21 protein-coding genes and 1 riboswitch are annotated in these 18,940 nt (G+C 68.6%); of the genes, 12 read left to right on the top strand and 9 right to left on the bottom strand.

Annotated elements, in window-relative coordinates:
- The first annotated feature begins 28 nt into the window (after positions 1 to 28).
- The 7 genes from AB0I12_RS26260 (at position 29) to AB0I12_RS26230 (ending at position 5,067) form a co-directional block, all read left to right on the top strand.
- Positions 29 to 1,093 (top strand): DMT family transporter, encoded by a 1,065-nt coding sequence (locus tag AB0I12_RS26260; protein WP_359934368.1) that lies wholly within the window; start codon positions 29 to 31, stop codon positions 1,091 to 1,093.
- Positions 978 to 1,394: a MarR family transcriptional regulator gene (locus tag AB0I12_RS26255; protein WP_359934366.1), complete on the top strand. Its 417-nt coding sequence runs from the start codon at positions 978 to 980 to the stop codon at positions 1,392 to 1,394. The genes AB0I12_RS26260 and AB0I12_RS26255 overlap by 116 nt, the downstream gene beginning before the upstream one ends.
- A 1-nt stretch (position 1,395) precedes the next feature.
- On the top strand, positions 1,396 to 2,661 hold the full coding sequence (locus tag AB0I12_RS26250; protein ID WP_359934364.1) for a glycoside hydrolase family 3 N-terminal domain-containing protein: 1,266 nt from the start codon (positions 1,396 to 1,398) through the stop codon (positions 2,659 to 2,661).
- Positions 2,658 to 2,990 (top strand): DUF202 domain-containing protein, encoded by a 333-nt coding sequence (locus AB0I12_RS26245; protein WP_359934362.1) that lies wholly within the window; start codon positions 2,658 to 2,660, stop codon positions 2,988 to 2,990. Before AB0I12_RS26250 ends, AB0I12_RS26245 begins: the two co-directional genes overlap by 4 nt.
- Positions 2,987 to 3,295: a DUF202 domain-containing protein gene (locus tag AB0I12_RS26240; protein ID WP_359934360.1), complete on the top strand. Its 309-nt coding sequence runs from the start codon at positions 2,987 to 2,989 to the stop codon at positions 3,293 to 3,295. Before AB0I12_RS26245 ends, AB0I12_RS26240 begins: the two co-directional genes overlap by 4 nt.
- 138 nt (positions 3,296 to 3,433) lie before the next feature.
- Positions 3,434 to 4,066, top strand: a complete 633-nt coding sequence (locus AB0I12_RS26235) for a DUF47 family protein (RefSeq protein WP_131460665.1) — start codon at positions 3,434 to 3,436, stop codon at positions 4,064 to 4,066.
- A gap of 2 nt (positions 4,067 to 4,068) precedes the next feature.
- On the top strand, positions 4,069 to 5,067 hold the full coding sequence (locus AB0I12_RS26230; protein WP_359934357.1) for an inorganic phosphate transporter: 999 nt from the start codon (positions 4,069 to 4,071) through the stop codon (positions 5,065 to 5,067).
- Between the two features lie 20 nt (positions 5,068 to 5,087).
- Here the strand turns inward: AB0I12_RS26230 and AB0I12_RS26225 are convergent, their stop codons facing one another.
- Positions 5,088 to 5,612 (bottom strand): hypothetical protein, encoded by a 525-nt coding sequence (locus tag AB0I12_RS26225; RefSeq protein WP_359934355.1) that lies wholly within the window; start codon positions 5,610 to 5,612, stop codon positions 5,088 to 5,090.
- Positions 5,613 to 6,031: 419 nt separating this feature from the next.
- Here AB0I12_RS26225 and AB0I12_RS26220 point away from each other — a divergent pair, with 419 nt between their 5' ends.
- Positions 6,032 to 7,939, top strand: a complete 1,908-nt coding sequence (locus AB0I12_RS26220) for a hypothetical protein (protein ID WP_359934353.1) — start codon at positions 6,032 to 6,034, stop codon at positions 7,937 to 7,939.
- Between the two features lie 3 nt (positions 7,940 to 7,942).
- Here AB0I12_RS26220 and AB0I12_RS26215 read toward each other — a convergent pair whose 3' ends face one another.
- Entirely contained in the window at positions 7,943 to 8,689 is a 747-nt protein-coding gene (locus tag AB0I12_RS26215; protein ID WP_359934351.1) for a lysophospholipid acyltransferase family protein, read from the bottom strand.
- Positions 8,690 to 8,728: 39 nt separating this feature from the next.
- A riboswitch (TPP riboswitch) is annotated at positions 8,729 to 8,851 on the top strand.
- On the opposite strand from AB0I12_RS26215, the gene thiC reads away from it, so the two are divergent.
- The 3 genes from thiC to AB0I12_RS26200 all read left to right on the top strand — a co-directional run bounded on the left by thiC (position 8,843) and on the right by AB0I12_RS26200 (position 11,757).
- Complete coding sequence (thiC, locus tag AB0I12_RS26210) at positions 8,843 to 10,465, top strand: phosphomethylpyrimidine synthase ThiC (RefSeq protein ID WP_359934349.1); 1,623 nt, start codon at positions 8,843 to 8,845, stop codon at positions 10,463 to 10,465. Its footprint overlaps the riboswitch before it by 9 nt.
- A gap of 141 nt (positions 10,466 to 10,606) precedes the next feature.
- Positions 10,607 to 11,206, top strand: coding sequence for a transposase (locus AB0I12_RS26205; RefSeq protein WP_359934347.1), 600 nt, complete (start codon positions 10,607 to 10,609; stop codon positions 11,204 to 11,206).
- Entirely contained in the window at positions 11,203 to 11,757 is a 555-nt protein-coding gene (locus tag AB0I12_RS26200; protein WP_359934345.1) for a hypothetical protein, read from the top strand. Before AB0I12_RS26205 ends, AB0I12_RS26200 begins: the two co-directional genes overlap by 4 nt.
- On the opposite strand, the gene AB0I12_RS26195 is transcribed toward AB0I12_RS26200, so the two are convergent.
- Positions 11,749 to 12,399: an RDD family protein gene (locus tag AB0I12_RS26195; protein WP_359934343.1), complete on the bottom strand. Its 651-nt coding sequence runs from the start codon at positions 12,397 to 12,399 to the stop codon at positions 11,749 to 11,751. The two genes, AB0I12_RS26200 and AB0I12_RS26195, sit on opposite strands and share 9 nt — an antisense overlap.
- 87 nt (positions 12,400 to 12,486) lie before the next feature.
- Between AB0I12_RS26195 and AB0I12_RS26190 the strand changes: the two genes are divergently transcribed.
- Positions 12,487 to 12,912: a DUF2752 domain-containing protein gene (locus AB0I12_RS26190; protein WP_359934341.1), complete on the top strand. Its 426-nt coding sequence runs from the start codon at positions 12,487 to 12,489 to the stop codon at positions 12,910 to 12,912.
- A 15-nt stretch (positions 12,913 to 12,927) separates the two neighbouring features.
- Here the strand turns inward: AB0I12_RS26190 and AB0I12_RS26185 are convergent, their stop codons facing one another.
- The 6 genes from AB0I12_RS26185 to pstS all read right to left on the bottom strand — a co-directional run bounded on the left by AB0I12_RS26185 (position 12,928) and on the right by pstS (position 18,692).
- Positions 12,928 to 13,272: a hypothetical protein gene (locus AB0I12_RS26185; RefSeq protein WP_359934339.1), complete on the bottom strand. Its 345-nt coding sequence runs from the start codon at positions 13,270 to 13,272 to the stop codon at positions 12,928 to 12,930.
- A gap of 166 nt (positions 13,273 to 13,438) precedes the next feature.
- Complete coding sequence (locus AB0I12_RS26180) at positions 13,439 to 14,329, bottom strand: RDD family protein (RefSeq protein WP_359934337.1); 891 nt, start codon at positions 14,327 to 14,329, stop codon at positions 13,439 to 13,441.
- A gap of 183 nt (positions 14,330 to 14,512) precedes the next feature.
- Entirely contained in the window at positions 14,513 to 15,289 is a 777-nt protein-coding gene (pstB, locus tag AB0I12_RS26175) for a phosphate ABC transporter ATP-binding protein PstB (protein ID WP_355474424.1), read from the bottom strand.
- Between the two features lie 22 nt (positions 15,290 to 15,311).
- Positions 15,312 to 16,232 (bottom strand): phosphate ABC transporter permease PstA, encoded by a 921-nt coding sequence (gene pstA / locus AB0I12_RS26170; protein WP_359934334.1) that lies wholly within the window; start codon positions 16,230 to 16,232, stop codon positions 15,312 to 15,314.
- Positions 16,229 to 17,449 carry a phosphate ABC transporter permease subunit PstC gene (gene pstC / locus AB0I12_RS26165; protein ID WP_359934332.1) on the bottom strand — a complete coding sequence of 407 codons (1,221 nt, stop codon included), beginning with the start codon at positions 17,447 to 17,449 and terminating at the stop codon, positions 16,229 to 16,231. The genes pstA and pstC overlap by 4 nt, the downstream gene beginning before the upstream one ends.
- A gap of 130 nt (positions 17,450 to 17,579) precedes the next feature.
- Complete coding sequence (gene pstS, locus AB0I12_RS26160) at positions 17,580 to 18,692, bottom strand: phosphate ABC transporter substrate-binding protein PstS (protein WP_359934330.1); 1,113 nt, start codon at positions 18,690 to 18,692, stop codon at positions 17,580 to 17,582.
- Positions 18,693 to 18,940: the final 248 nt, after the last annotated feature.

Genomic DNA, 18,940 nt, shown 5'->3' with positions numbered 1-18,940 from the left:
TACCGACCGGTGTGGTTACCGTCTTTCCATGACCACGCACAAGGCGCTCACGCTGGCCGCCGGCACCGGGTTCGTCGTGTTCTGGAGCTGCGGCTTCATCGGCGCCCGCTGGGGGACGCAGTACACGAACGCGTTCGACCTGCTCGCCTGGCGGTTCCTCGTCGCGGGCGCGATCGCCGCCGCGGTGCTGGCGATCCGGCGGCCGCGCATCTCCCGCCGGGATCTGGTGACCCAGGTGTGGATGGCCTTCCTCACCCAGTTCGTGTACTTGGGGCTGATCTTCACCGGTATCGACCACGGCATCACGGCCGGTGTCACCGCGCTCATCGGCTCGCTCCAGCCGCTCCTGATCGCGACCGTCGCCGGACCGCTGCTCGGCGAGCGCGTCAGCCGGCGCCAGTGGCTCGGGCTGCTCCTCGGTCTGGCCGGCGTCGCTCTGGTGGTGGCTGACGACCTCCACGCCGGGCACGGCTCGGCGCTGCTCTTCCTGCTGCCGATCGGCGGCCTGCTCGGTCTGGTCGCAGGCACGTGTCTCGATCGGCTCCGCAAGCCGGCCACGACGTCGCTCGATGCGCTGGCGGTCCAGAGTCTCGTGTCAGCGATCCTCTTCGCCGCCCTGGCCGCGTCGACCGGCCGGCTGAGCGTGCCCGCTGCTCCAGGCTTCTACGGTGCGGTGTTCTGGCTGGTGCTGCTGGCAACTGGTGGCGGTTGGGGTTTGTACCTGGTCAACCTCAAGCTGTCGGGCGCAACGCGCATCAGTTCGCTGCTGTACCTGGTGCCGCCGACCACGATGGTGTTCGCGTTCCTGCTGTTCCACGAGACGATCGGCGGACTCGCCGTCGTCGGCATGCTGGTGTGTGCTGCCGCCGTACTGCTGATACGGCTCGGGCAGCAAGTACGCTGCGGGGATGGTGGAACCCCGGTGGCTGGATCAGCAGGAGAGTCACGCCTGGCGTGCGTACATCGCGGCGCAGCGCGTGGTGAGCAGCCGGATCGAGCAGCAGCTGCAACGCGACGCCGGAATCCCGCACACGTACTACGAGATTCTCGTCCGGCTGTCCGAGGCGCCGGGCAACCGGCTGCGGATGAGTGAGCTCGCGGTCGCCACGCTCGGCTCCCGCAGCCGGCTGTCGCACGCGGTCAACCGGCTCGAGCAGAATGGCTGGGTGAAGCGCGAGGGCATCGAGTCCGACCGTCGCGGCCAGGTCGCGATCCTCACCGAGCTCGGCCGGCAGAAGCTGGTGGACACGGCGCCCGGCCATGTCGAGGAGGTACGCAGGGCGATCTTCGACGCGCTCACGCCCGAGCAGGTCGAGCACCTGTACGACGTCTGCGCGACACTCGCCCGGCATTCCGGCGACACCGTCGACCGTGCGGCGTGGGAGCGGACCTGAGATGAGGCGTCCGGTCGCGCTGATCGCGCTGACTGCCCTCGCTGTGACCGGCTGCGGTGACAGTGGAACCCCGACCGCGGGGCCGAGCACCGTGCCGTCCTCGTCGATCCCGACGACCGCCGAACCGAGCCTGCCGCCCACCACCGCGACGGAGTCGCCCACCACCGCCACGGAGTCGCCCACAGCATCGACGTCCGCGCCGCCCCCGTCGTCGAAGCCGACGGCCGCGAACTGCGTCGACCAGAAGCTCAAGACCCTCACCCTGCGCGAGCAGGCGGCGCAGCTCATCATGACCGGCATCAACGCCGACGGTATGTCGGACGCCCAGCAGGCCGTCGTACAGCAGCAGAAGTCCGGCAGCGTCTTCCTGATCGGCAGCAGCGGCAGCCTTTCGCACACCCGCACGGCGATGGCCGCGGTGACCTCGGCCGCGACGGTGAAGGGCATCCGCCCGCTGATCGCCGCGGACCAGGAGGGCGGGCAGATCCAGCGCCTGAAGGGCCCCGGCTTCGATCGCATCCCGGCCGCGACGGTGCAGGGCACTTGGTCGAGTTCCAAGCTCACCGCGCAGGCCCAGGAGTGGGGCAGCCAGCTCAAGCAGGCCGGCGTCACCGTCGACCTCGCGCCGGTGGCCGACGTCGTACCGAGCTCGCTGAAGTCCAGCAACGCGCCGATCGGCCAGCTGGACCGTGAGTACGGCAACACGCCGACGGAAGCGAGCAGGGGAGTGCGGGCCTTCGTCCAGGGCATGCGGAACGCCGGTGTCGCGACCTCGGTCAAGCATTTCCCCGGGCTAGGACGCGTCCGCGGCAACACCGACTTCTCGGCCGGTGTCGTCGACGACGTCACGGTCCGCGGCGACGCCGACCTGCGGCCGTTCGCGGAAGGGATCAAGGCCGGTGCGTCGATGGTGATGATCTCGACCGTGACGTACACCAAGATCGATCCGAAGAACCGCGCGGTGTTCTCGCCGACCGTCATCCAGGGCATGGTGCGCGGCGATCTCGGCTGGCGCGGTGTCGTGATCACCGACGACGTCGGCGCCGCCGCGGAGGTCGCGTCGGTCCCGGTGGGGGAGCGCGCGACCCGGTTCGTCGCGGCCGGCGGCGACGTCGTCATCAACGCCAAGGCCGGGCTGACCGCGACGATGGTGACGGCCCTGGTCAAGAAGGCGGAGGAGGACGAGTCCTTCGCCGCGCAGCTGACAAGTAGCGTGCGTCGTGTGCTGATCCTCAAACAGGACCACGGTCTGGTGACCTGCGGATGACGGACGAAGAGCCTGACTACCGCTTCACGCTGGCGAACGAGCGCACGTACCTGGCGTACCTGCGGACCTCCCTCGCCTGCTACGCGGGCGGGTTGTCCGCCGTCCAGTTCCTCGACCTCGGTCCGGACCGCTGGCCGGCCCGGATCATCGGCATCGTTCTGGTTCTTGCCGGAATCGTCACGACCGCGGGTGCCTTCCGGCGCTGGCAGCTCAACCTGACCGCGATGCGTCGCGGCGGCGCACTCCCTGTCACCAGGCTGCCGCTGATGCTCGGAGCAACGATCGCCGTGGTCGGACTGATCGGCCTGTTGTTCTCAGTGTGGCGATGAGCACACCCGATCCCGGTCGGCAGCCGGAGCGGACGCTGCTCGCGTGGCGGCGTACGGCGCTCGGACTGATCGCCAACGGCGTCCTGCTGCTTGCCTCCGGCCACGGTTCGTCGGAGGTCCGGACGGGCCTCGGAATCGTCGTTCTCGTGCTGGCGCTGGGCTGCTGGGCCGCGGTGAGCGCCGTCTACCGCCGCTCCGAGGGGGGCGCCGTGCACGCGCTCGGCCATCAGAACATCCTGCGGATCGCGGCCGGCCTGGTCCTCGTCGTCGGACTTTTCGACCTGTACGCCGTGGTCACACGGTGAAATCGCTCAGTTACTGATCGTATATCGTCCGGCGGCGAGTTCATACCGACGCGGTACGTTGACATGGCGGATGCCACGTCAGCGGTCCGTTCCCCCTAGCATGTTCACGGTTTGTCCCTCGTTCATCCGGAGCTTGAAGTGCCGTTACGTCTGCGTCCGAACGACCCGACGTTCTACGACCTTTTCACCGAGTCTGCCAATCACCTGGTCGAAGGATCCAGGATCCTGGCGGAGCTGCTCGGCAGTACGGCGGGGACCGGGCTCTCCGCGAGTCATCAGATCGCCGCCCAGATGAAGGACGCCGAACACGCGGCCGACGAGACCACCCACTCGATCATCCGCCGGGTGAACTCGACCTTCGTCACGCCGTTCGACCGGGAGGACATCTACCGGCTGGCCTCCGACCTCGACGACGTCATGGACTTCATGGAGGAGGCGGTCGACACCATCCACCTCTTCAACCTGGAGAAGCTGCCCGAGGAGATCGCCGAGCAGATCGAGGTGCTCCAGCGGGCCGCGCAGCTGACCGCCGAGACCATGCCGCGGCTGCGGACCATGAAGGACCTGGCCGAGTACTGGATCGAGATCAACCGGCTGGAGAACACCGGCGACGCGGTCCACCGGCGACTGATCGCCAAGCTGTTCAGCGGTGAGTACGAGGCGCTGACGGTGATGAAGCTGAAGACCGTGGTCGACCTGCTGGAGGCCGCGATCGACGCGTTCGAGCACGTCGCCAACACGGTCGAGCAGATCGCGGTCAAGGAGAGCTGAGCGTGGAGCTCGCGCTCGTCATCGCCGTCGTCGCCATTGCGCTGGCCTTCGACTACACCAACGGCTTCCACGACGCCGCCAACGCGATCGCGACGTCGGTGTCCACCCGGGCGCTGACGCCGCGGGTGGCGCTGCTGATGGCTGCCGCGTGCAACTTCCTGGGCGCGCTGGCCGGCACCGAGGTGGCCGAGACGGTCGGCAAGGGCATCATCACCGCACCGTCCGGGACACACGGCCTGGTGGTCGTGATCGCAGCCCTGGTCGGCGCCATCACCTGGAACCTGATCACCTGGTACTTCGGTCTGCCGAGCTCCTCGTCGCATGCGCTGATCGGCGGCCTGGTCGGGGCCGGGCTGGCCTCGGCCAGCACGGTGCTGTGGTCCGGCATCCTCGACAAGGTCGTGATCCCGATGGTGCTGTCGCCGGCCATCGGCTTCACCGGCGCCTTCCTGCTGATGCTCGCGATCCTCTGGCTGTTCCGGCACCGCAACCCGGGCAAGACCACCCGCGGCTTCCGGATGTCGCAGTCGCTGTCCGCCGCCGCGATGGCGCTCGGGCACGGTCTGCAGGACGCGCAGAAGACGATGGGCGTCATCTTCCTGGCGCTGCTCACCACGGGGCACGTGCAGCAGGGCGACGGCATCCCGCTGTGGGTGAAGATCTCGGCCGCGACGGCCATCTCGCTCGGCACGTACTCCGGCGGCTGGCGGATCATGCGAACCCTCGGGCGGCGGATCATCCACCTGGACCCCGCCCGCGGGTTCGCCTCCGAATCCATCGCCGCGGGCGTTCTCTACGTGATGGCGATCGGACTGCACGCGCCGGTCTCCACCACGCACACGATCACCTCCGCGGTGATGGGCGCCGGCGCCACCAAGCGCCTGTCCGCCGTCCGCTGGGGCGTCGCCAAGGGCATCGTCACCGCCTGGGTCCTGACCATCCCGGCCGCCGGCATCGTCGCGGCCGCCGTCTACGGTCTGGCCCACCTGATCCTCGAGTAAGGTCCCAGACCCCCGCGCCGCTAGCGGTTCCAGCGGCGTACGGCCTTGGCCACGTCCTTGGAGCGGATGGAGCCGAGGTTGTACTCCCATGCGGCCAAGAGGCGGTCGCCGAGCACTTCGGCGTCCAGGAACGTGCGCGGCCGTACGGCGACGGCCCAGGTGGCCGCGGCCGCGTGGCCCTGCTGGTGGAGCAGGTGGTCGACGGTCGCCTCGATCCGTGTCGCCTGCTCGCTGTCGAGATGGTCCGTGGCCCACTGCTGCAGGATCCGCGAGTCGTCGCCCGTCATCCGGGCCAGATAGGTCAGCGGGCCCCGCCAGAAGCCCTTGCGGCCGATGTTGTCCAGCGTCTCGAGTGGGAACCAGCCGTTCTGGCTGCGCCGGCCGTTCACCGCGGACTCGATCTCCCGGGCGCGGTCGGCGGACAGCCCCCGCACCGCCCAGTCGACGAAGAACGCCCCGGCGTCCGGGATGTGCTCGGCCACGTGCGGCGCCGGCGTCAGCGCTCCCGGATCGAACAGATGCAGCTCTTCGGGTGTATCGAACAAAACCTTCCCCGCCCGCTCGTGTCCACGGACCCACCGACGCGGACCCGCTGCACAGGGACCCCCCAGGTTCCTGCTCTGTCAAACGACAGCCCTTCGTACCCTCGTTCCGGCCCGAGGGTCAAGCTCTCGTCCGGTAGCCGGTGCCGTGCTCACGTAAACGTTTGACGCCTGTGCTGTCGGTGCCCGGCAGGTGCATGATGAGAGGTGGGGTGGGCCCGCGGGCCCCGGGGGTGATGTGTCGTGATCAGACTCGAACGACCTGCTGTGCCGGAGGTCCTCCGGAGCACGACCCGGTCTGTGGAACCGGTTCGAGGACGCCGTGGTCGCGGTCCGGGAGACGTTCACCGACGACGACGAGTACGTCGCGATGACGCACCAGGTGATCAAGGCCTACTTCGCACGACTGTTCGGGGGATGACATGACGACCTACGTACCCGCGCCGCCGCGGAGCTGCGACGTACTGATGAAAGGCGGCATCACCAGCGGGGTGATCTATCCGAGCGCGGTCTGCGAACTGGCCCGGCACTACAAGCTGGCGTCCGTCGGGGGATCGTCGGCGGGCGCCATCGCCGCGGCGGCCGCGGCGGCGGCAGAACTGGGCCGCGACGCCGACGGGTTCGGAAAGCTCGAACGACTGCCCGACGATCTGATGGCTCACCGCCCGGGAGGCGCCTCGTTGCTGTTCCGCCTGTTCCAGCCACAGCGCGGTACGGCGTCCTTGTACAAGGTCTTCACGGCCGGACTCGGCACCTCCGGCGTCGGCCGGGTGGCGCGCATCGTTCGCGCCGCGCTGTCCGCCTTCGCCCTGTGGGCGCTGGCCGGCGCTGTGCCCGGCGTCGTCTTGCTCGTCCTCGGGATCCTCGGTCAGGGCGTGGCGGCCTGGGCCGCGGTGATCGCCGGTGCGCTGCTAGCCGTCGTCGGTGTCGTCGTGGCCGTCACGGCCGGCGTGCTCCGGAGCCTCGCGAAGAACGTGCCGGACAACAACTTCGGGCTGTGCAACGGGATGGCGGGCAGGTCCGAGGGCGGCGCGGAGCCGCTGACCCGTTGGCTGCACGGCAAGTTGCAGGACTTCGCCGGCCGGGCCGGGGACGCGGATCCGATCACCTTCGGGCAGCTGACCGCGGCTGGTGTCGAGCTGCGGATGATGACCACCAACCTGACCCGGCACCAGCCGATGCGGATGCCCTGGCCGGAACGCGAGTACTTCTTCGACCCGGGCGAGTTCAAGGAGCTGTTCCCGGCCGAGGTCGTGGACTGGATGTGCGAGCACCCGCCGCCGTTGTCCCCGCAGCCGGCCAAGCAGTGGGCCGGCGAGTTGCGCCGGTTGCAGGCCGCACCGAAGCGGCCGTTCCCGCTCGCCGCGGATCTGCCGGTGATCGTCGCGACCCGGATGAGCCTCAGCTTCCCGTTCCTGATCTCGGCCGTGCCGCTGTACGCGATCGACTTCACGCACCCGGCGTACAGCAAGGTCAGTGCCGCGGTGTCGGACTGGCGGGACGCGAACCCGCAGGCCGGGCCGGAGCAGGCGCTGCCCGCCGTACCCGCGCCGGACTTCGAGGTCAACTGGTTCTCCGACGGCGGCATCGCAAGCAACCTGCCGGTGCACTTCTTCGACTCGCCGCTGCCGGGCCGGCCGACCTTTGCGGTCGACCTGGCACTGTTCCCGCCGGGCGTGCCGAAGGACCTGAAGGACCAGGCCGAGAACACGCGGCTGCCGGTCGTCAACCAGGGAGGGCTGGACCGGCGCTGGACCCGGTGGGACGGACGTGGGCTCGGCCTGGTCGCGCTGTTCGGCCGGTCGATCCTGGACACCGCGCGCGGTTGGGTGGACGAGGCGCAGCTGGTGATGCCCGGCTACCGCGACCGGATCGTCACGATCTACCACGATCACGACGAAGGCGGCCTGAACCTGACGATGAAGGACACGGTGGTGACCGACCTGGTCGAGCGTGGTGAGGCGGGCGCGAAGAAACTCGTCACCCGCTTCGTCCTCGGCAACGGCTGGGACAACCACCGCTGGATCAGGTTCCGCACGGCCACGGCCGGCCTCGAGACCTGGCTGGCCGGTTTCCGGCACGGGTACGACGAACCGTCGCCGGACGCCCTGCCGTACGCCGACCTCGCCGGCACACCCGGCACCGCCGTACTGCCGTCGTACTCGATCAACGGCACCCAGCGAAAGGCCGTGAACCTCCGAACCGACGCACTCCTGACTCTGGCCTCGAGCTGGCAGGACCCTCCCACCGACGCTTTCACCCACGGCTCGCCCAGCCCACAACCGTTCCTGCGCCTGGTGCCCGGCACCCTCTTCGACCGGAGCGGCTGAGGTCTACTTCTTCTTCAGGGCGCGGCGGGCGAGTTCTTCCTGGTCCAGGCGGGCGGCCTCGGCGGGTGTTGGCGCGCTGCCGCCGTACGCGGCGGGCAGCCACCAGGCACCGGGTGGCTGCTCCGGGTACGCGCGGATCGTCTCGTCGAGCATTCCGGCCATCGTGGAGCGCAGCTGGGCGGTCGCCTCGATCGGATCGTCGTCGCGGGTCACCGTGATCGGCGCGCCGATGCTGATCGAGATCGGCCGGTGCCGGCTGAAGTCCCGCGGGTGGTCCTTGGTGAACATCCGCTGCGTGCCCCACAGGATCATTGGCAGCACCGGTACGCCGGCCTCCGCGGCCATCCGGACCGTGCCGGACTTGAACTCCTTGAGCTCGAACGACCGGCTGATCGTCGCCTCCGGGAACACGCCGACCAGCTCACCGGCGTTCAGGTAGCGGATCGCCTGCTCGTACGACGCGGCGCCGGCCTCGCGGTCCACTGGGATGTGGTGCATGCCGCGCATCAGCGGGCCGGAGTACCGGTTGCGGAACAGCACCTCCTTGGCCATGAAGCGCACCAGCCGCCTGGCCGGCAGCGCGCCGTACCCGCCGAGGATGAAGTCGACGTAGCTGATGTGGTTCATCGCGATCAGGGCTCCGCCGGTGCGCGGGACGTGCTCGGTCCCGGTGCGGCGGATCTTGAGGTCCAGCACCGTGAACGCGGTCTTCGCGAAGGCGATGACAGGCGGATAGACGAGGTCGCGCATCCCTCGACGTTACATGGTTCGTCTAGGGTGTCCGTGACAACTCGATACCGCGGGAGCTCGCACCGTAGTGGGCTGAGAGGGCGGCTGGCTTGATTCGCCGGCGCCGCCGACCGCCGAACCTGTCCGGGTAATTCCGGCGTAGGGAGCAGCAGCATGGTGAATGTCAGCACGATCCGTCCGGCCGTCACCACGGGCCCGATCTCGGGCTCGGAGAAGATCTATCGCGGCGAGCTCGGGGTACCGGCGCGCCGCGTGCATCTGACCAATGGCGAGCACTTCGACCTCTACGACACGTCCGGTCCGTACACCGACGCTTCCGCCGGGATCGACGTCCAGGCCGGTCTGCCCGCGCTGCGGCGCGAGTGGATCGCCGGGCGGGAGCCGCGGACTCAGCTCGGGCACGCGCGGGCCGGTGTGATCACCGAGGAGATGAGGTACGTCGCACTGCGGGAGGGGCTCGATCCGGAGTTCGTCCGGGCCGAGGTGGCGCGCGGGCGGGCGGTGATCCCGGCGAACCGGCGGCACCCGGAGAGCGAGCCGATGATCATCGGGAAGAAGTTCCTGGTGAAGGTGAACGCGAACATCGGCAACTCCGCCGTGAGCAGTTCGATCGAGGAAGAGGTCGAGAAGCTGGTCTGGGCGACCCGGTGGGGCGCCGACACGGTGATGGACCTGTCGACCGGCAAGAACATCCACGAGACGCGGGAGTGGATCCTGCGGAACTCGCCCGTCCCGATCGGCACGGTGCCGCTGTACCAGGCGCTGGACAAGGTCAAGGGCGATCCGGCCGCGCTGTCGTGGGAGGTGTACCGCGACACGGTGATCGAGCAGTGCGAGCAGGGTGTGGACTACATGACCGTGCATGCCGGCGTCCTGCTGCGGTACGTCCCGCTGACCGCGCGGCGGATCACCGGGATCGTGTCGCGCGGCGGGTCGATCATGGCCGCGTGGTGCCTGGCCCACCACCAGGAGTCCTTCCTGTACACGCATTTCGAGGAGCTCTGCGAGATCCTCCGCGAGTACGACGTGACGTTCTCGCTCGGCGACGGGTTGCGGCCGGGATCGATCGCGGACGCCAACGACGAGGCGCAGTTCGCGGAGCTCCGCACGCTGGGCGAGCTGACGAAGGTCGCCTGGGAGCACGACGTCCAGGTGATGATCGAGGGCCCGGGGCATGTCCCGATGCACAAGATCGCCGAGAACGTCCGGCTCGAGGAGGAGCTGTGCGGGGAGGCCCCGTTCTACACTCTGGGGCCGCTGGCAACGGATGTGGCGCCGGCGTACGACCACATCACGTCGGCGATCGGCGCGGCGCAGATCGGCTGGCTGGGGACGGCGATGCTCTGCTATGTCACGCCCAAGGAGCACCTGGGACTGCCGGATCGCGACGACGTCAAGACCGGCGTGATCACGTACAAGATCGCCGCCCACGCGGCCGACCTGGCCAAGGGGCATCCCGGCGCGCAGGCCTGGGACGACACGTTGTCCAAGGCAAGGTTCGAGTTCCGCTGGGAGGACCAGTTCAACCTCTCGCTGGATCCGGACACGGCCCGGTCGTTCCATGACGAGACGTTGCCGGCCGAGCCCGCGAAGACCGCGCACTTCTGCTCGATGTGCGGGCCGAAGTTCTGCTCGATGCGGATCACCGCCGACATCCGCGCGTACGCCGAGGAACGCGGCCTGACGTCGGCCGAGGCGATCGAGGCCGGCTTCGCGGAGATGTCCGAGACCTTCAAGTCCGCCGACCAGAAGCTCTACCTGCCGATCACGGACTGAGTCGGTGCGCCGTCCGGCCCGGCGTGCGCCGCACTCCGGGCCGGATACGGTGAGTGACGGGCTGAAGCGATTCAGGTTTTGCCCTTCACTCTACGTGAATAAGACTGTAGCCTTAACCCGTTCGGAAGGAGGTGCAGGGTGATGGTCTTCGTTCTCACGGTAGATCAGCGCGGCAGCCGAAGCACGAGCGATCTCGTACCCGAGCTACTGAACTCCCTGAACCGCCGGCCGCGGCGGACCGGACTGCTGCGCAAGTTCGAGCGGACCGCCGGCGACGAGGTGCAGGGCGTGCTGTCCGAGGCCCGCGCGACCATCGACGTGATCGTCGACCTGCTCCGGGCGGACAGTTGGTACGTCGGACTCGGCATCGGCGGGGTCACCGAGCCGTTGCCGCGCAGCACCCGCGCCGGCAGCGGCGAGGCGTACGTGTTCGCGCGCGAGGCGGTGACGCGGGCGAAGTCCAGTCCGCACCACGTGAACGTGGTCGGTGCGGACCCGCGCATGGCCGAGCATGTGGAGACAGTGCTGTGGTTGATGGCGTCCGTCCTGCGGCGCCGGAGCGACCGCGGCTGGGCGGTGGCGGACCTGTTGGGCGAGGGACTGACGAGGCGGGAGATCGGCGTGAAACTCGGAATCAGCCAGTCGGCGGTGACCCAACGCGCCCAGGCTGCGGGATTCGCCGAGGAACAGCGCGGCCGGGTGCTGGCCGCGGACCTGCTGGCCGGCGGGGTCGCTGCGTGACGGCTCTGGTCCTGTCGTTGACCGCTGCCGCACTGGTGCTCGCCGTCCTGGCATGGGTCCCCAAGTCCGGTTCCACTCTCGAGATCGCCCTCAGCGCAGTCATGCTGGCCTGTCTGGTCGCTGTCGGCGTACTGCTGCTCGCCGGTGACGGTGTGGCCGGCTGGGCCGAGCGTTGGTGGAACGTGCTGCTCCTACTGGCCGGAGCGCTGGCAGTGACAGGTGGTGGGCCGCTGACGACCTCTGTCATGGCGCTGGCCGACCGAGGCAACACCCGCGCCCAGTCGACGCAGAAAGCCGGTGAGGTACTGCGGGGCGGCGCGTTGATCGGTGCACTCGAGCGAACGGCCATCTACGCGGCGCTGGTGTCCGGCTGGCCGGAAGGCATCGCCATCGTGCTGGCGATCAAGGGACTAGCCAGGTACCCGGAGCTGCGCAGCCCGGATCAGCCCGCGTCCGTGACCCCGCAAGCCGTCGCCGAGCGGTTCATCATCGGCACGTTCTCCAGCGTCCTGTGGGCAGTGACGTGTGCAGGTCTGCTGCGGTCACACTGACGTCTTGATCACGTAGGTGTTGATGACCTTGTCGTGCCAGGTCTGCCGTTGGTCGTCCCACAGCGGCCACAGCACGTTCAGGAAACAGGCGTTGTTGAACAGACCGGCGAGGAAGTCGCGGAGGAAGGACCGGCCGGCGCCGATCGGCTCGCTGGTCGCGGCGTCGATCAGCCGGATGCTCAGGGCCGTCTTGCCCACGCTCTGACCGGTCCGGCCCTGCCGGAAGACGCGGTTCCACAGGCTCAGCGCGATGCTCGCGACGAAGCCGAGGAAGAACAGGATGATCGCCCACCACTCCGGATTGTCCGCCGGGTACGGGTTGTCCTCCCGCGCGGCGACGTTCGCGATCAGCACGCCGAACCCGAGCAGCAGCGGCACCATCGAGATCAGACTGTCGAGGAGCGACGCCGCGACCCGTGGACCCCACTCGGCCAGCGGCGGCGTGGGAGCGCCGTACCCGTAGCCGTAGGCACCGTACGGCGGCTGGCCGTAGCCGGGCGCGTACGGCGACTGCCCGTACGGCTGCTGCTGAGGGTGCGGCTGGGGGTATGGGTAGGCCGGCTGCTGCCCGTAGCCCGGCGGCGGGGTCCCGTACGGCTGGTCCTGGGGCCGGTTGTCGTCGGGCGGCGTCGGTGTGCTCATCGGATTCCGTCCCTCGGTCGATCGGGGGACACAGTATCGCGGCACCTTCCCGACCTGGCCGGCCTTGGCTGGGGTTACCGTTGCTGGGTGACTTTCGCCGCGACGCTCCGCCGACCCGGGCCGGTGAAGCCTGTCGACCGTCGTGTCTGGGGCTTGGCCGGGGTCGGGATCGGCGGCTTCGCACTGGCCGGGATCTACCGGCTGACAGGCCTCGGCGTTCCGTGCCCGCTGCACACGTTGACGGGCCTCGACTGCCCGTTCTGCGGCGCGACCAGAATGGCCGCGGCACTCCTCGAAGGCGACCTGAACGCCGCCTGGCACTTCAACGCCGCAGTCCTCGTGCTCGGCCCACTCATCGGTGTTGCCATCGGCTACGAAGTCCTGGCGTGGTCGCTGGCCCGCGCCGGCTGGCTCAGCCTGCCGAGACCGCGCCTCAGCCCGCGGGCAGTCTCGGTCCTGACGAAGGTTGCTCTGGGCGCCTTGCTGCTCTTCGGCGTCCTGCGGAACTTCTGAACTTCTGAACGCAGGTCAGATCAGGCCGGCGCGATGCCAGCCGGCCTGCACGAAGGGCGGTACGACGAGGTCGATCCGCCGGTTGAAGGCGACGTGGTTCAGCATCACGTCGAACCAGACCGGCCGCGGCACCCGCAGCTTGTACTGCGTGTCCCCGTAGGCGAGCACGGTCCCGTCGTGCTCGGTCCACATCCGGGTCACGGCCGCCAGCCCGAAGACCTGCTGGCCCATGCGGTTCAGCAGCAGGACGCGGTGCCGCGTGAGGACCGCCGTACCGTTGTCGATGGTGCGCCACTGGGCAGCCGACGCGTTGCCGTGGGAGCTCCCGAAGGCCAGCCGGATACCGTCGAACCGTTGCACCTCGCAAGGTTCGACGGCGTGTGCATACTCACCGGGCTCCAGGGGCACCGGCGGCGGGAGAGGTTGTAGCTGAACACCCTGGCCCAATGCGTTCCACAGATTCCACGCATCCCACCAGTCCTGCTCGAACGGATTCAGCACAACCCCTCCCCAGACCGTCTACCGACTAGCGAAGCCCGATCACCAGCGTGTTCGCGGCCTTGTCGTGCCAGCCCTGCACCCGCCCGGAGCTGTCGAACAGCGGCGACAGGTAGACCAGCAGCGCGCCGACGTAGCACAGGAACGAGCCGATCATCGGCAGCAGCCAGCGCATGAACGCCGGGCCGAAGCCAGGGACCTGGCCGTCGGCCGAGCGGACGACCTTGATGCCCATGACCATCTTGCCGACCGTCTGGCCCTTGAACGCGGTGAGCAGCAGCTCGTACAGCACCGTGATCAGGACCGAGATGCCGAGGAAGGCGAAGAACCCGCCGAGGATGCCGGCGGTCTCGCCGTCGGACACCGTGCCGTCGTTGGTCGCCGCCGCCGTACCGCCGATGAAGAGGAAGTACAGGATACCGACGATCGCATACAGGATGACGCTGTCGATGATGCGCGCGAGTGCACGCGAACCGATGGTCGCCACCTTGACGGTGCCCATGCCCGGGATCTGCACGAGACCGCTCTGGGCCTGGGCGACCTGACCGTAGTCAGGGCCCTGCGGGTAGCCGCCGGGCTGACCGTAGCCAGGCTGCTGACCGTACTGCGGCTGGCCGTAACCGGGCTGACCCGGCTGCTGGGCATACTGCGGCTGGCCGTATCCAGGCTGGCCGCCCTGACCGGGCTGGCCGTAACCGGGCTGCTGACCGCCCTGACCCGGCTGCTGGCCGTACTGCCCCGGAGCACCGTAACCAGGCTGACCCGGCTGGCCCGGAGGCGTCGCACCGGGGTTGCCGTACGGGTTCTGCCCTGGGCCTTGGGCGCCCTGTCCATAGGACGGCTGCCCACCGGGCGCGCCCGGTCCCTGGCCCCGGCCGTCCTCCGGTCCGGTGCCCGGGGGTACGTTCTGGTCGCTCACGATGGTCCTTTCGTCACAGTTCACCCGTGTTTACTGGGCAAAGGCTAGCGGTCGAAGGGCCACTCTGGTGGGCACGGCAAGCGCGAAACGCCCGATCTGTGGACAGTTGCACCAATTGACACCAAACACAGCTGCGGACCGGCGAATCGCCGGCCCGCAGCTGTGGATAACTTGCCTGACGGCCTAGCCGAAGCGGCCGGTGATGTAGTCTTCGGTCGCCTTCTCGGCCGGGTTGGAGAAGATCTGCTTGGTCGGCGCCATCTCGATCAGCCGGCCGGGTTTTCCGGTCGCGGCCAGATTGAAGAACGCCGTCTGGTCCGAGACCCGGGCCGCCTGCTGCATGTTGTGCGTCACGATGACGACGGTGAAACGGTCCTTGAGCTTCTCGATCAGGTCCTCGATCGCCAGCGTGGAGATCGGGTCCAGGGCCGAGCACGGCTCGTCCATCAGGATCACCTCGGGCTCGACCGCGATCGCCCGGGCGATGCAGAGTCGTTGCTGCTGGCCACCAGACAGGCCCGCGCCGGGCTTGTCGAGGCGGTCCTTCACCTCGTTCCACAGGTTGGCGCCCTGCAAGGACTGCTCGACGACCTCGGTGAGCTTCTTCTTGTCCTTGACGCCGTTGAGCTTCAGGCCGGACGCGACGTTGTCGAAGATCGACATCGTCGGGAACGGGTTCGGCCGCTGGAACACCATGCCGACCACCCGCCGGACCGCGACCGGGTCGACACCGGACCCGTACAGGTCCTGCTGGTCCAGCATCACCTTGCCCTCGACGCGGGCGCCGGGGATCACCTCGTGCATCCGGTTCAAGGTGCGCAGGAACGTGGACTTGCCGCAGCCGGACGGGCCGATGAACGCGGTGACCGAGCGGGGCTCGACCGTCATCGACACGTCCTCCACGGCCTTGAAGTCGCCGTAGTAGACGTTGAGGCCGCTGACCTCGATGCGCTTCGCCATATCGACTCAGAACCTCTCGTGACTATTTCGACTTGATGGTGCTGAACCGGGCGACCAGCCGGGCCAGCAGGTTGAGGACCAGGACCAGCAGGATGAGCGTCAGGGCCGCCGCCCAGACCCGGTCCGCGGCCGGCTGCAGGGCGAGCTCGGTGCGGTCCTGGTTGATCATCGTCGGCAGCGCGCCCATGAACCCGTCGAACGGGTTCAGGTTGATGTTCTTCGAGTAGCCGACCAGGATCAGCAGCGGCGCGGTCTCGCCCATCACGCGGGCCAGACCGAGCATCACGCCGGTGACGATGCCGCCGAACGCGGTCGGCACGACCACCTTCAGGATCGTCTTCCACTTCGGTACGCCGAGCGCGTACGACGCCTCGCGCAACTCGTCCGGGACGAGCTTCAGCATCTCCTCGGTGGACCTCAGGACGACCGGCAGCATCAGCAGCACCAGCGACAGCGACACCGCGAAACCGACGCGGTTGAAGCCGAACACGGTGATCCAGACCGCGTAGACGAACAGCGCGGCGACGATCGACGGGACACCGGTGAGGATGTCGATCATGAAGCTGACGACCTTCGCGGCCCGGGTGCCCTTGCCGTACTCGACCAGGTAGACGGCGCCGAGGATCGCGATCGGGACCGCGATCACCGCGGTGATCAGGGCCATGATCAGCGTGCCCATGATCGCGTGGTACGCGCCGCCGCCCTCCCGGCGTACGGTGATGCCGCGCTGCGACTGGCTCCACCAGTCGGCGCTCAGCAACAAGTGGTAGCCCTTGCTGATCACGGTGAAGAGGATCCACAACAGCGGGATCATCGCGACAACGAAGGCCAGCACGATCAGCACGGTGGCCAGCGTGTTCCTGAACGCGCGGGCGCCCGACTTCCCGGTCAGGTCCAGGACCTTCCCGTCGTAGGCGGGCCTGTTCTCGGCGATCGCGGTCATGCGGACGCTCCTTCGGCCGCTCCCGCGCGGCGGTTGCGGCGGGGACGCTTGGCGCCCGGGGTGCTGCGGTCGACGATGATCCGGGCCGCGGAGTTGACCAGGAACGTGACCACGAACAGGACCAGGCCGGCCGCGATGTACGCCCCGGTCTTCTCCGGCGAGTCGAACTCGGCGGCGTTGTTGGCGATCTTCGACGCGAACGTCTCACCGCCGGCGAAGATCGACGAGTTCCACGGGTCGTTGCCGTTGGGCACCGACAGGATGATCAGGACCGCGACGGTTTCACCGAGCGCCCGCCCGAGGCCGAGCATCGAGGCGCTGACCACACCGGAGCGCCCGTACGGCAGGACCGACAGCCGGATCATTTCCCAGCGCGTCGCGCCGAGCGCCAGCGCGCCCTCGCGGTGCGAGATCGGCGTCTGCGCGAAGATCTCCCGGCTGATCGCGGTGACCACCGGCAGGATCATGATCGCCAGCACGACGGACGCGGTGAAGACCACGCCGACGTTGTCGCCCGGCGGCTTGTCGAACAGCGGGATCCAGCCGAGCGCCGTCGAGATGCCGTCGATCACCGGCCGCAGGATCGGGGCGAAGAACAGGATGCCCCACAGGCCGTAGACGATCGACGGTACGGCGGCCAGCAGGTCGACCGCGTGCGCGACCGGAGCCGCCAGCCGCTTCGGGGCGTAGTACGTGACGAACAGCGCGACGCCGATCGCGATCGGGACCGCGATGATCATCGCGATGATCGAGCTGACCACGGTGGTGTAGAAGAGCGCGGCGATGCCGAACCGCGGGTCGTCGCCGCCCGGCTCCCAGATCCGCGAGAACAGGAAGTTGCTCTTGTCATCGGCCAGCGCCGGAATCGCCAGCGCCAGCAGGAAGATGCCGACGAACGCGACGATCAGGACCACCAGGCCGCCGGACCCGCGGGCGAGCCCGCCGAACAGCCGGTCGCCGAGGTGCCCGACCGCACCGAGTTCGAGTTTGCCGTCAGGGTCCGGGGCGGTCGCCGTCCCGGCGCGCTCGACGCCGGACTCGGTCATCACCTCGGCGGGCTCCTGCGCCGCCTCGTGGTCGGCGTGTTCGGACGCCAGACCGCCGAACTGCGGGGCCGGGCCGGCGTCTTCCTGGACCAGATCCTCGATCCGGGGTGCTTCTTGATCGGCCGTGCCGTCCGGCCGGTCGGGCGGTGCCGTGCCGTCTGGACTACTCATCGTTGGTGCTCCAAGCGCCTGAGTCGTGATGTGTCACGTGTGGTTCGAAACGGGGCCTGCATGGGTACGAGCCCCGGCCGTCCTCCGATGACTCGGACCGGCCGGGGCTCGCATCAGGACCGCTCCGCGATCAGCTGATCGCCTGGATCGCGGCGTCGACCTTGGTCTGGATCTCGGCCGGCAGCGGCGCGTAGTTCAGCTCGGTCAGCGACGACTGGCCGTCCTTGCTGACGAAGTAGCTCAGGAAGCTCTTCACCAGCGCGGTCTTCTCGGCCGGGAGACCCTTGGTGCAGGCGATCTCGTAGGTGACCAGGATGATCGGGTACGCCCCCGGGGCCTTGGTCGCGTAGTCCAGCTTCAGGGCCAGGTCCGACCCGGTGCCGGCCGGCTTCGCGGCGGCCAGCGCCTTGCCGGCGGACTCGGCGGACAGGTCCACCGGGGTGCCGGAACCGTTGTCGATCGAGGCGACGCCCAGCTTGTTGTCGACCGCGTACGACCACTCGACGTAGGTGATCGAGTTCTTGGTGCTCTTCACGCCCTCGGCGACACCGGCCGACTTCTCCTTGCCGGCGCCGGTGCCGGTCCACTTCTTGGCCGGCTCACCGGTCCAGGCGCCGCCACCGGCCGCCTTCAGGTACTTGGTGAAGTTCTCCGTGGTGCCGGACTCGTCGGAGCGGAAGAACACCGAGATCGGTGCCGACGGCAACGAGACGCCAGCGTTCAGCTTGGCGATCGCCGGGTCGTTCCAGGTCTTGATCGAGCCCTGGAAGATCTTCGCGGCGGTCGGGCCGTCGAGGACCAGCTTGGACAGGCCGTCGACGTTGTAGGCGATCGCGATCGGGCCGATCACCATCGGCAGGTCGACCGCCGGGTTGTTCTGGCAGCGCTTCGTGGCCGCGGTCATCTCGTCCGGCTTGAGGGCCGAGTCGGAACCGGCGAAGTCGACCTGGTTCGCGTTGAACTGCTTGATACCCGCGCCGGAACCGGTCGGGTTGTAGTTCACCGTGACGTCGGCGCACTTCTCGTTGTACTTGCTGATGACTTCCTCGATGGCGTTCTTCTGCGCCGAGGAGCCCTCAGCGTTCAGCGTGCCCTTCGGGCATTCGGCACCGGCCGACGACGACGCGGAATCGGGGGTCGACGAACCCGACGGCTCGGGGTCGCTGCCACAGGCGCTCAGTGCGAGGACGCCGAGGGACGCCACGGCGACGGAGCCGACGCGGAACAGGCGATTGACGGACACGAGAGTGTTGCCCTTCTGCGGGAATCAGACTTCTGAACTTCCACAGACGGTAGGGAGACCAGGTGACCGACCGGTCCGTCGCTGGTGAACGAGCGGTGAACGGTTCCGGTAGCGTGTGCGACGGTTGGCGTGCCGCCAGGCGGCCATCAGGTGAACTGAGTTAAGAGCCGTCACTTTCCGTGGAGATCAACGGCGTACGGCTCACATTCCGGTAACTCTCAGCGCACCGTCAAGGTGAACGATCGACT

Origin of the sequence: Kribbella sp. NPDC050459, assembly GCF_040655315.1 — a bacterium.
GTDB lineage: Bacteria > Actinomycetota > Actinomycetes > Propionibacteriales > Kribbellaceae > Kribbella.
Note: the sequence above shows the minus strand (reverse complement) of the source record. Positions and strands in the feature narration are given on the sequence as shown.